Annotated in this window: 2 protein-coding genes and 1 pseudogene; 2 read left to right on the top strand and 1 reads right to left on the bottom strand. The window is 58.7% G+C overall.

The genetic code is table 11. The annotated features are described in order from the left end of the window. Positions 1-390: 390 nt before the first annotated feature. Positions 391-2,094, top strand: coding sequence for an arylsulfatase (locus AC1DWM_RS24515; RefSeq protein ID WP_223511133.1), 1,704 nt, complete (start codon positions 391-393; stop codon positions 2,092-2,094). A gap of 252 nt (positions 2,095-2,346) precedes the next feature. On the opposite strand, the gene AC1DWM_RS24510 is transcribed toward AC1DWM_RS24515, so the two are convergent. Then, complete coding sequence (locus AC1DWM_RS24510; RefSeq protein ID WP_477796349.1) at positions 2,347-13,200, bottom strand: peroxidase family protein; 10,854 nt, start codon at positions 13,198-13,200, stop codon at positions 2,347-2,349. A gap of 673 nt (positions 13,201-13,873) precedes the next feature. Here AC1DWM_RS24510 and AC1DWM_RS24505 point away from each other — a divergent pair. Continuing rightward, a pseudogene (locus AC1DWM_RS24505) lies at positions 13,874-14,121 on the top strand (type I secretion system permease/ATPase); the annotation flags it as partial.

Below are 14,121 nucleotides of genomic sequence, written 5' to 3'. Positions count from 1 at the left end.
AATGAAAGTAATGGAACGGAAAATCGCTACAAGCCGCGGCCTGATTTCATCTAAATACCGGTCTTGAAAACCGTCGACTGTAACAGGTCCATGAGTTCGAATCCCATCGCCTCCGCCATATTCGCATCTAAAAGGCCCCAATTATTGGGGCCTTTTTGCTTTCAGCCTTCTGTGTTCTTCCACCTGCTGCTCCCCCACTCTCCATCTTACCTGACCTGCTGGATTGCCCGTCGGGGGGCGTGAGCTGGCCTCTTAATCGTTCAGTAAACACCCTATGTTCCACAGGTTTCGCTCACTGAGTTGCAACTCTCCCGTCCTGCGCCACGGTTTTAAAGTCTTGGACTAGACTCATCCGCCATGGGGGGTTGCTGTACAACTTGGAGAGTAACCATGAAAACAACCTTATTATCCTTAACACTTGCTATCGCACCTCTGCTCGGCGGTGCTGCCGTCGCCGATACATCCAAACCGAATATAGTCTTCATCATGGGAGACGATATTGGATGGATGCAGCCAAGCGCCTACCACCGAGGCTTGATGGTCGGCGAAACACCGAATATAGATCGCATTGCTAATGAAGGATCGATCTATATGGACTATCTCGCCGAGCAAAGTTGCACCGCTGGACGCAACGCATTTTTCACCGGCATGCATCCACTGCGCACCGGCATGATCCCGCCACAACTACCAGGCAGTCCCTCCTATCTGCGGCCCGGCACGCCAGCGCTGGCCAAATTCCTCTACGATTTAGGCTATTCAACGGGTGAGTTCGGCAAGAACCACTTGGGAGACCACCCGGCAGCACTGCCAACGGCTCATGGTTTTCAAGAGTTTTGGGGCTACCTCTATCACTTGGATGCGATGCAAGGGGTGAGTTTTCCCGATATCAACAAGTCGCCTACTGAACAAGCCATTGCGCCACCCTGCAAAAACGAACCGCTGCCCGGAGTTCCCGAGGTTCCAGGGTCTGTCGACCCCAGGACAGCAAACTGCCTGACACCGCCACGACCGGTGCTTGCTTGCGCGTCCTCCGACGGCACACAACAGAATCAGAAGTGTAAGGATGAAGGCCCGTTAACCCTTGAGCGGTCAAAAACCGTCGATGAGGAAATCTCTGCGCACGTCATAGATTTCCTCGACCGCAACGACCCTAAAAAGACGAACAAGCCGTTCTTCGTTTGGTACAACCCCGCACGCATGCACATTACTACCGTGTTGTCTGAGAAGTACCTGAACATGGTCGGCACCCCAGGTGGTAAGGATTGGGGGGTCAATGAGGCCGGGATGAAGCAAATGGATGACAACATCGGGTATGTCATCAAGAAGCTTGAAGACATGGGGCAACTGGAAAACACCATTATTGTGTTTACCACCGACAACGGTGCTGAAGTCATTACCTATCCTGACGGCGGCGTTACACCCTTCAAAGGTGGCAAGCTGACCACCTGGGAAGGCGGTATGCGTGCACCGATGGTTGTACGTTGGCCAGGACATATCAAGCCAGGCACCGTCAGGAATCAGTTGTTTGCATCGCTGGACTGGGTGCCAACCCTGGTCGATATAGCCGGTGGCCCAAAGGGGAATGACCTGAAGACACAGATAGAAGGTGGCAAGTACCCTGGCATCGTCAAAACCACACTCGATGGCGTCAATCAAGTCGACTATTTGACAGGTAAGAGTGAGAAGTCCGCGCGCGAGATCTTCTTCTACTACACCGGCGCGAAGCCTTCGGCAGTGCGTTACAAAAACTGGAAGATGTACTACACGATGGTGCCAACCGATCCTACGGGAGCTATGAAAGGAGCTGTAAGCTACTCCTGGACCATGGTTGACAATATCAAGCGCGATCCTTTCGAGATTGCTGGTGGGTTGGACGATCCTAAATCCATCGCGGGTTACGCCGGCGCACTTGCTGCACCCGCCACGGCTTATATCTACGACTGGAATATGTTGCCCCTTGGTCAGTTGCTGTGGATGAAAGAACTGGCAACGTATAAAGAGTTCCCACCCTTGCAAGCACCTGAAACCTACAACCTGGACGGTATCATGGCGGAAATGGCAGCCTCCAGAGCGTCGAGTCATGCCGGCGAATAGGACGCGGGAGCGAGTGTGAAATAACCACCGATTTCCTGCGCTGCCATATCGCTCAAGAAGTCGGTGGTTAACCGTTCAGTCACGCGAAACGCCGGTTTGTTAGATGTGTTTGCTCGCACGAACATCATCAATCAAATCGGCGTTCTTGTTTCTGTGTTTCCCGGGATTCCGTGAAGAACCAAAAAAAAAGGAGGGCATCCAATGCCCTCCCCTCCGTTGTCCGCGCTCCCTGCGACAGTACTGACCAGGACCTCAAGTAGCCAGAATGAAGTCCGTGGCAGTAACGGTTGTTGCGTCGGCCACACCTACCAGGCGGATGGTGTCATTTCCGATGGTGACCAAGGTATCCGCACCGACATCGGCGACGTTGACGCTACCGGCAAAGTCCGCCGCCGTGATGTTGAATGCGGCAATATTGAGCCGATCCTGACCGCCGCCGATGGGATTGGTTTCGAAACCGATAATCTGATCGTTTCCGAAACCTGCGCTGAACACGAAGGTGTCATTGCCAATGCCACCCGCGAATACGTTGTCTGACGCATTGCCGACCACCGTGAAGTTGCCGGTACCGCCAAAGAACGCATTCTCGACGTTTGCACCCAAGGTGTAACTGTTCAGGGATGTCCAGACGGTATCAACCCCTCCCCCGGCACCCTCGATCACTGTGTCGCCGGCATCTGTCACCTCGAAGACGTCATTCCCGGCGCCGCCGATTAGCGTGTCAGCACCCGCACCACCAAGGATGATGTCATTCCCGGCCCCTCCTCCGATCACGTTATCCAGCTGATTGCCGACCGCAATGGAGTTGCCGGTACCGCCAAAGAACAAGTTCTCGACGTTTGCGCCCAAGGTGTAATTGCTTAGGGAAGTCCAGACGGTGTCAACCCCTCCCCCGGCACCCTCGATCACTGTATCGCCGGCATCTGTCACCTCGAAGATGTCATTCCCGGCGCCGCCGATTAGCACGTCAGCACCCGCACCACCAATGATGATGTCATTCCCGGCGCCCCCTGCAATCACGTTATCCAGCTGATTGCCGACCCCCGTGAAGTTGCCGGTACCGCCAAAGAACAAGTTCTCGACGTTTGCGCCCAAGGTGTAACTGCTCAGGGAAGTCCAGACACTGTCAACACCCCCTCCGATGCCCTCGATCACTGTATCGCCGGCATCTGTCACCTCGAAGACGTCATTCCCGGCGCCGCCGATTAGCACGTCAGCACCCGCACCACCCATGATGACGTCATTTCCGGCTCCCCCCCCGATCACGTTATCCAGCTGATTGCCGATCGCAATGGAGTTGCCGGTACCGCCAAAGAACAAGTTCTCGACGTTTGCGCCCAAGGTGTAACTGCTTAGGGAAGTCCAGACGGTGTCAGCCCCTCCCCCGGCAACTTCGATCACCACATCGCCGGCATCCGTCACCTCGAAGACGTCATTCCCGGAACCGCCGTTCATGACATCCGCGCCGAGCCCACCGATGAGGATGTCATTGCCGTCCTCACCATCCAGGAAGTCGTTGCCGTCCCCGCCGTTGAGAGAATCGTCGCCAGTGCCGCCAATCAACTGGTCGACACCGCCCAGGCCACTGAGCGTATCGTTCCCGCCCAGGCCAAGAAGCACATCGCTACCCGCGGTACCGATAAGGATGTTCGCCAAGGCGTCTCCCGTCTGCACCGCACCCACTATCAATACCGCAGCCGTCGCCGCAGAGGTCACCGACTCCGGCGTGCCGAAGCCATCGGTGTACCGCACGATCACCCGCAGTTGCAGATTGAGCTGCGGTGCACCAGGAGTGAAGGTCGCAGCGGTCGCGCCGTTGATGTCGGTGAAGGTAGCACCGCTACCTTGCTGCCATTGGAAGCTGAATGCGCCCAGCCCATCCACATCGGCAATCCCGGCAGTCAGCGCGGTCAGCACCTGACCTTGATTCGGTGTCGTATCGCTGATCAGCAACGCGCCTGTCGGTGCATCGTTGGCGTTGGCAACCGGGTCCGAAGGGTCGGACGTAACGCTTTCGGCCACACCGAAGTCATCCACGTAATTGACCACCACGCGCACCTGATCGCCAACCTGATCCTGACCAAGCGTGAACGTGCTACCGGTGGCTCCGACGATGTCGACAAAGCTAACCCCGTTGGTCGCCTGCCATTGGAAGGTGAACTGCGGATTGCTCAGGCCATCAATGTCGATGATGGTCGACGTGTCAGCGGTCAACACCTGGTTCTGCACCAGAAGCCCGGTGACGGTCGGCCCTGCGGTCGGTGTGTTGTTCGCCGACGAGTCGACGATTTCCAGCGTACCCTTGGCATCCTGATACACCGCCCGGACGCGGAGACTCAGACCCGCTACATCGTCCGCCACCTGATAGGTGGTGCCAATCGCCCGCGATACCTCGCCAGCGGCGACAAAGGTGATGTCTTCATAGATGCCCGAGCCAGCAATGGTTTCGACCTGCCAGTAGTAAGCCACACCACCGGTAACCGCGCCGGTCGGATTGAGCAGGCTTACGTTGTCCGCGTCGCGTACCGACTGATCGCTGACGCGCAGCAACTGGCCGGCGACCGGCGCATTCTCACGCGCACCGGTGTCCGCATCAAGGATCGCCAGACGACCCGATGGGTCGATGTTTACTGCGGTGCCAACGCCGGACGGCTGCGAAACGTCAGAGAACTGCAGACGCTCGACACCCGTCAACCGATCGACGCCATCACGCCCTGCCACCAGATCGGTCACGATGACGGTGCTGCCCTCGACAGAGACGCTGTACTCCGACGCAATACCGGAGTACACCGCAGTGTCGAAGTTGTCTGTGCCGGTCAGAATCTCCCGCACGATGACCAACTGGCCCGGGTTGTAAGTACCGTTCAACATAAACGGCACCAACGGCTCCATGCTGTCGAACGTGGCGATTTCCCCGCCAGTGCCATCAGCGTTCGCCCGTACGCTGATGCGTACGTTCAGCCACTTGTCACCATCGATGATGTCGTCACCACCGCGACCTTCGATGAGGTCACTGCCGCTACCACCGAGGATGATGTTGCCGCCGTCGAAGAACGTCGCTCCGGCTGGCAGCAGACCCGCCAGGCCATTGATCAGGCCGATGTTGGTCAGCACACTGCCGGTTGCACCCGCGGTGGGTAGCGAGGTGGAATCTTCGTTATCGCCGCGCAGGAAGTCACCGTGCGCTGAACCCGACAGACCTTCCATGATGTCGAAACGCACCAGCGCCGAGGCACCTGAACCCGGCACCGGTGGCACATCGAAAAAGCGGTCGCTGTAATCGATGGTCACGCCCTGGGCCAGTCCCTTGAAGGTCGCCCAGTCATAGCCGGAGCCGCCGATATAGCGGTCACCGAAGCCGAGACTGCCGACCATGATGTCGTCGCCGCCTTCGCCGTTGAACTTATCGTTCTCGTTACCGCCGATGAACACATCGTGGCCGATCACCGGATCGTTGCCGAGCGGATCGAAGTTGTCGCCAGGTGCACCGTCCGAAGTGCCCTTCTCGATCCAGTCGTCGCCTTCGTTACCCATGTCCTGTTCGTTGGCTTTGCTGCCCAGAATGAAGTCGTTGCCCTGGCCACCAATGGCCTCGGAAGCGTCCTCACCGGTGACGATGAAGTCGTTGCCGAACCCGCCAATGATCAGGTTGACGCCATTGCCGCCGTGCAGCACGTCGTTGCCGTCGCCACCCTGGATGTTATCGTCGCCACCAAGGTCGGTGATGATGTCGTCGCCGGCGCCACCGCGAAGTTGGTCGTTGCCGTTACCGCCTTCGATGAAATCATTGCCGGCATCACCCCAAACCGTGTCATCGCCTTCACTGGAGATGAGGATGTCTGCTCCGTTGGTGCCGCCCAGCACGATGTGCTCTGCACCGGTGTATTTGATGTAGTTGGTATCCGGCCCCGCCGTCAGCGGATTATCGCGGAACACCACCTGCGCGCCGAGATTGCTAAGCGGATCGACATTCCCCAGGCCTTCGTTGAACTGCTTGCTCTGGTCCACTTCCAGATAGAACCCTGGGTCCGAGAACACCAGGCCCGGCAAGTGGGTGGCCGAGGTGTTGGCCATGATCAGCTTGGCGAACGAGTTGCTTTCCAGTTCCGCATTCATCGACAGGCMAGAGGTACGCTCCAGGTAGTAGAAGCGGTCGCCGTCCTGCAGTTTTTCCAGCTGGTTCTCGAACACGAAGTTGAAGGTCGTGCCGAGCATGCCGCCGAACGGGGTTTTCTCTTCGGCCAGGCCGCCGATCCAGAGGTCGATGGCATCGACGCCCGTGATCGTCACACCCTTCAGATCGTCGGCAGTACCCAGCACCGTATCCTTGCCGGCCAGCGTTACGTTGGCCCAGTCACCGCTGCCGTTGAGGAAGTCCAAGCGGTCAACCGGCTCACCCGTACCACCGAATACCAGTAACAAGGCTGCAGCGCGTTTACCTTCCAGCGTGGTCGCCGCCGTGATCGTGTCATGCGTGCCATAGGCCGCGATGAAGTTGATCAACGACTCCGGATGTTTCAGGTGCTGCACCAGGTCAACCCAGCTGTTGTAAGGCTTGAGTTGGGTATCACCGGTTTGGTTGTAGATGTCGCGGCGAATCGCATTGAGCGAAGGAATCCCGACGTCGCGGCCACGGGCGATGTTGAGCGCCGGCAGGTCGAGCGGCAGGCCGAGCAGGTTATTGCGCAGCGCCTCGGTGACGAACTCGTCGATTTCGTTACCGGCCTGGCGAGTCAGCCCACGGATGATCGCACTGGTCGCATCCTCTGGTGTCAACCCGCTGGCGGCGTACGCCAACGGGTTGAGGAACGCCGCGATCAAGCCCAGTTGTTGATTAGGATCAGCGCTGTTCGGATCGCCCACCACGCTGAAATCGACGTTGAAGCGATCGACGGTCTCGGTCAGCATCGAGTGGCCAAACCGATACACGGTGTGGGCGAACTCGGCGACGATCGAGGCATCGAGGTCGACGTCATAGACCTGGGTCGGTGCAAAGAACAGGTCGACCCTTGGCTGGATGGTCCGCGCAAACTCCTCGAACACCAGGTGCTGATACTGCATCTCGGTGCCGAACTTGGCAGCCTGGAACAAGCGCTCGCCATTCCACACCAGCGCATCAATCTCAGCCTGGCTGGCTGGCAACGCGTTCACCGGATTGAGCAGCCACTCGTTGAGGAAGGCCACATCACCCGAATCGAGCACGGTGTCCATGGTTTGCGCAACCAGCCGATTGTGCTCGGCGTGGAAGATCGCATGCACCGCGGTCAGGCCGATGTTCTCGTTGACCCGGCCGTCGCCAGCGATGTAGTGAGCGTCGAGCAGTTCGTTGTCATAGGTCAGGTTGGTGCCGCCTGGGCCAGGTGGCTGCGCATTGCCGACATCAGAGTCAGCATCCGCCTGCAGAACCCCGCCGACGATTACCGGCGCTGCATTGTTGTTAATGTCGACGAGGAACTGGTGACCGGTGCGCACAGCATTGGTCAGGCTGATCGGGGCATTCGGATTGCCTTGGACAAGAATGTCATCAGCCGTGCCGCCAAGCCCGTCAGCACCTTTCATCACAACCATCGGGAAGCCGTTCGGCCCCTTGATGAAATTGCCATAGGCGTCGGTCGCCAACAGCGGTGCATTATCGACGTCGGCATCGGTCAGGTTGATACCGAGAACGTCACGCGCCTGCGCCTTGACCACTTTCCAGGTCGCCATGCCACCAATTTCAATGTCGTCGCCGGTGCCATACTTGCCATCCAGTCCCAGGTCAACGTTAGTGATCAGCCTGCCGGTCGCTATTGGGCCGGCAGGGGTCAACTCATAACCGCGCAGGAACACCTGGTGCGACGGGTGCGAGCTGTAGGTCTGGTTTTGGTCCACGAACGGCGTGGTGGTGTTGGTTTGCTCATGGATGTCGTCGGCCGTGCCGAGAACGCCATCCGCCCCTGGCAGGTTGGTCGCGCGGGTCAGCACCATGAAGTTGGCGCTACCGCCTTCCACATACAGCGGATCATCCGGTTGCAGCGGGATGAAGATGGTGCCCGAACCGCCTTTGGTGACCAGGTCCAGACCGTGATCGAAGAACTGCCCGAAGAAGGTCATCCAGGCGTTAAACGGCGCGGACAAGCCTGCATCCGCCGCGGTGTTCTCGAACAGGTACACATCGTGATCGTCGGTAGTACCGAACTGACCATCCAGGCCGGGGCTGGCGACTATCCGTACGCCATCCTTGAGCACGTCGTCGTTACCCGCCGCGCCGAAGTTGAGCACACCGTCTATACCTGGGTCGTAAGCCGTTGCATAGGCCGCCGGGTTATTCGCCGTCTGGTCGACGATCAGATTACTGATGGTGCGCGGCTGCGAGTCAAACACAAAGCCGCTGTTCTGCGCATACGACGAACCCGGGATGGCTGGCGAGCCGGGGCCGAAGAAGCCGGCAGGAGCACCTTCCGCTGGATTGAAGACCGGATCGGTCAAGCGCGGAAAGACGTTATCGGCAGCACCAAACTGGGTGTTGTTGTTGCCATTGAGGTTCAGCAGGTTGTTGTTCGACCCATCGACCGCACGCAGACCCAGCGGCGCGCGGATATTCGGGATCAGCGAGAGAATGTCCTGACCGTCCGCTTCAGCCTCGGCAATCTTGATCTGATCGAGAATGAAGTTGAGGTCGGAGCGGACCATGTGCAGGCCTTCGCCACCCGCCGTGGCATCGACCACAGGTGTCGGCGCCGTCGGCACAACCGGCGCGCCGGGAGCTACCACGGCAGTCGGTTGCGAGAACACTATTTCAGTCGTGCCATGACCATCCTGGTAGATCGCCTTGACCCGCAGTGACAGCCCGGCAAGGTCCGGAGAGACCTTGAACGCGGTGCCGTCGGCACTCTGGAACGCCAGGTCGCCGGCCGGTAACAGAATGATGTCCTCGAATACGCCGCTGCCAGGATTGGCCTCGAACTGCCAGTAGTAGGACACCGAGGAGTTGTTGAGCGTACCCGTCGGGTTACCCGCCGCGATGTTGTCGTTATCGCGCACCGCGGCCACACTGACTCTCAGCGTGTCGCCCACCGTGATTGCCCCGCCGTTTCCATCCGTGATGGTCGGACTGTTAACCGGTTGGGCATTGAGCCCCGTCACCAGCACTTGCTGGGTGTCGGCGAACTGCAAGCGTTCGATATGCAGCAGGGTATCGGTGCCGTCGCGACCCGCTACGGTATCTGCCACCGTCCAGACATCGTCCGCCAAAGTGGCCGTGCCACGGGTGTCACGAGTCACCACATACTCGTCCTGTACCCCGGAGTAAATGGCGGTGTCGAAGGCCGCACCGCCCGTTGAGGTGCCGGGCAGAATTTCGCGCACGGCCTTGAGCTGACCCGGGTTATAGGTGCGGTCCAGCATGAACGGAATCATATCGACCATGCTGTCGAAGGAGGCGATCTCAGGCCCGGTATGGTCGACGTCGCCAGCGGCATACACCGCAATTCTGACGTTGATCCATTTGTCGCCATCGATCAGATCATCGCCGCCGCGACCTTCGATAAGGTCACTGCCATTGCCACCGAGGATGATATTGCCAGTGGCAAAACCAGTGGTTGGCAAACCGGCATCGGACAGAAACTGCTCCAGTCCGCGGATCAACGCCACATTGGTCAGCGCACTGCCCGTGGCACCACCGTGGTTGATGATCGTATCCGCATCCACATTATCGCCTTTGAGCACATCGGCGAAGTTCGAACCGGACAAGCCTTCGACCTCGGCAAAACGGTCGAGTATCGAGGCCGGCGAGGCGCCGACCGGATTGAATATCCCGGCGTTCTGATTTGGCGCGTTCCCGTGTGGCTGCGCCAGCGCGGCCAGTGACAGGTCAGCGGTCACGCCGTACTTGTCATTTTTGTAGGTTATCCAGTCGAAACCGGACATGCCGTCCATCTTGTCCTGCGCATCGCTGCCGACAAAGATGTCATCGCCACCCTCGCCGATCATTTCGTCGAAGCCACCGCCACCGACAAAGATGTCGTTGCCGATCACATCGTCATTGAGCAACGGCGAGAAGTTATCGCCAGGCGCGCCGTCCTGGGTGCCTTTCTCGATCCAGTCATCCCCTTCGTTGCCGGTAGGTGGCAGGTTGGTCTTGGCACCGAGGATGAAATCGTCACCCCGACCACCGAAGGTCGTGGTGATGTCTTCCGTGGTGACAATGAAGTCCTGGCCATCTCCACCCAGGATCAGGTTGCCTGCAGCAAGCATGCTACCGACCACGATCACGTCGTTACCGGCATTACCTTCCATACGGTTGTCGCCGAACGAGTCGGTGATGATGTCATCGCCCGCACCGCCAAGAACCGCATCGTTCCCGGCACCGCCTTCGAGGCGGTCATTGCCTTCGTCGCCGTAAACGGTGTCATCGCCGTCACCGGAGATAATGATGTCGTCGCCAGCGGTGCCGCCCAGCACGACATGGTCTTCACCGGTGTATTGCAGATAATTACTGTCCAGACCTGGGGTGTCGGGGTTGTCGCGGATCACCAGCGACACGACTTCCACACCGTTGATCATGATGCCGCCCGTTGGATCGGCTTTGAGGTCCGCGCCAAGGCCCGTGAACTGATTGGCCTGATTCACTTCGAGGGTGAACGTCGGCGTCAGGAACACGGTGTTCGACAGGTGGGTGACATCGGTGTTGAGCATCATCAACTTGGCAAAGGAGTTGTTTTCCAACTCGGTGCCGAAGTTCAGGCCCGCGGTACGCGACAGGTAGTAGAAGCGGTCGCCGTTCTGCAACGCCTCCAGCTGGGTTTCAAACACGAAGTTGAACGTCGAGCCGAGCATGCCGCCGAACGGCATTTTCTCCTCGGCGAGGCCACCGACCCAGAAGTCGATGTCATCAACGCCGGTAATGGTTGCCCCATTTGCCAGGTTGGCATAGAAGCCGGTGCTATTGAGGAAGTCCAGGCGGTCAGCCGGCGAACCGGCGCCACCGAATACCAGCGCCGCGGCTGCAGCGCGTTTGGCTGCCAGCGTGCTCACCCCCGTAATCGTGTCATGCGTACCAAAGGCAGCGATGAAGTTGACCAACGATTCGGGGTGCTTGAGGTTGTCCACCAAGTCAGCCCAACTGATGTACGGCTTGAGTTGGCTGTCGCCGGTTGAAGCGTAGAACTCACGGCGCGCCTCATTCAACGTGGGGATGCCAGTGTCGCGACCACGCGCCAGGTTCAGGGCCGGCAAATCGAGCGGCAGACCGAGCAGATTGTTGCGCAACGCTTCGGTGACGAACTCGTCAATCTCGTTGCCGAGCTGACGGGTCACACCGCGAATGATCGCCCCTGCCGCTTCGTCCGCAGTCGCCCCGCTACCGGCAAACGCCAGCGGGTTGAGGAAGGCTGCGATCAGGCCGAGTTGCGAGTCCGGGTTGTTCGGGTCAGTCAGGAGCGGATTGAACGCGGGGTCGAAGCGATCGACGGTCTCGGTCAACATCGAGTGACCGAAGCGGTACACCACGTGGGCGAACTCGGCGAGGATGGCCGGGTTGATCGAGGTGTCATACCCGTTGGGTGCAAGGAATCCGTCGATCTGCGGCTGAACGGTCCGCGCAAACTCCTCGAACACCAGGTGCTGGTACTGCATCTCGGTGCCGAACTTGGCGGCCTGGAACAGGCGTTCGCCGTCCCACACCAACGCCGCGATTCCGGCAGGTGTAGTCGGTATTGCGGTCACGTCGTCTATCAGCCACTCATTGAGGAAGGCCAGATCGCCGGAGGTCAGGATGGTTTGCTTGGATTGCTCGACCAGGCGGTTGTGCTCGGAGTGGAACACATGGTGCACGGTGGTCAGGCCGATGTTCTCATTCGCCCGGCCATCGCCGGCGATGTAGTGAGCATCGAGCAATTCGTTGTCATAAGTCAGGTTGTTGCCACCCGCACCAACAGGCTGCGCATTGCCGATGTCGGCGTCAGCATCCGCCTGCAAAACCCCGCCGACGACGACTGGCGCGGCATTGTGGGCGATGTCGTCGAGGAAGCCATGCCCGGCGCTCACGGCGTTGGCCAGACTGATCGGAGCATCCCGGTTGCCTTCGAGCAGGAAGTCATCCGTCGTGCCGCCAATACCGTCAACCCCTTTCATCACCACCTGCGGCATGCCACCCGGTCCCCGGATGAAGTTGCCATAGGCATCGGTTGCCAGCAGCGGCACGCTGTGCACATCGGCGTCGGTCAGGTTGATACCGAGAATGTCGCGGGCCTGGGCCTTGACCACTGCCCAGGTCGCCATGCCGCCATCTGTGCCGTCGCCATCATCGGCAGTGCCGAACTTGCCATCGCCGCCCAGATCGCGGTTGGTAATCAAGCGCCCCGTTGCAATAGGGTCACCTGCCGCGTTGATAACGTACTCACGCAGGAACACCTGATGCGAGGGGTGCGAGCTGTAGGTTTGGCTCTGGTCTACGAACGGCGAGGTGGTGTTGGCTTGGCTATCATCGGCAGTGCCGAGTACTCCGTCCGCGCCGGCAGTACGCACTGCACGTGGTAGCACCATGAAGTTGGTCGAGCCGCCCGGTACGAACAATGGATCGTCCGGCTGCAGCGGAATAAACACGAAGTCGCTACTGCTCTTGGTGACCAGGTCAAGACCGTGGTCGAAGAACTGACCAAAGAAGGTCATCCACGAGTTGAAACCGGCGGTCAGACCGACGTCTGCCGACACGTTGGGGATGAAGAACACTTCCTTGTCGTCGGCCGTGCCGAACACGCCATCCAGACCGGGGCTGATCACCGGGGCCGCACCGCCGCTCGCCGCTACCGCTGCCGGGTTATTGGCGGTCTGGTCGACGATCAGGTTACTGATAATCCGTGGCTGCGGGTCGGTCACCGGGCCAGTCCCAGCGTAAGCCGCGTTTTGATACTGGGGATCAAGCAGTCGCAAGAAGGAATTGTCCGCGGCGCCAAACTCGCTTTGCCCGGCGACCAGGTTGTTGAAGCTGCCATCCACGGTACGCAGGCCGAACGGCACCTGACTATTGGGTAGCAAATCACTCAGGCTGGCGCCGTCGGCATGCGCCTCTGCAATGAAGATTTGCTTCAGGATGAACTCCAGGTCCGCTTTGTTGAAATCAGCCATTTTTATTGCCCTCGATCTTTATGGAGAAAGGCACGGGACGATAAACATCCACCCACGCCCAGTCAGGTGCTGGCTTGCGCAGTTTTATGGTTTTGTTTTTGGGCGAGAGCAGGCGCGGAAAAGGCAAAGCCGTTCCCCGGGATATGCACCTGAAATTCGCGGAATGTAGTGCTCGCCGGAAGATCAGGCAGAGCAAATCCGAGCCGTGGGTGGGCCATGGAAACTGGAAGTTATGGCGAACTTCCTGAACGGCCCCGTCACTCTGCAATAGAACGAAATGATCGACATGTTTTGCTCCTTCAGGGAAATCACCGCGCCTTGCGTTGCCAAAGTAATGGCAAGCTCCAGGCAGGCGCCCCCCCCGTATAACTAAGACTAAAGTTCCATCGCAAAAGAATGTCAATTTTACGCCGCAAAAACAGACAGCCGGCCATATGACATATAACTGACTGTTTTTACGTGACTTATGGGTTTTTCACAGCAGCTATAGAGCAAAATGTTATTTCAGAGTGTTGTGCTACGACCTACGCTTTTGCTTGCGGGAGCACCGCAGAGATTTCGCAAGAATCGCCAATAGAGCGACCCGCCTGCGAGTCGGCCAGCGGCCTACAAAACCACATCTACCGTTAGCTGTTGAGCTGGTTGGAACCGGCATTTCGAAGGGGAGATCCATATGCACAAGCAGTCGAGCACTCGTTCCGAACTGGCCGACGCGCTCTTTCGCCTGCGCCACAGTTTTTACGCGCTGGCAGGGTTCAGTGGCGTCATCAACGTCATGATGTTGACGCCAGCCGTGTACATGCTGCAGGTCTATGATCGGGCCTTGGTCAGTCGAAACGTCACAACATTGACGATGTTGACCGTTTTGGTGATAGGCCTGTTTATGTTGATGTCCACGCTGGAAATGGTCCGCACTCGCAT

Source organism: Pseudomonas sp. P4_C8 (assembly GCF_056401975.1).
This window is presented reverse-complemented; position numbering and strand designations above follow the sequence as displayed.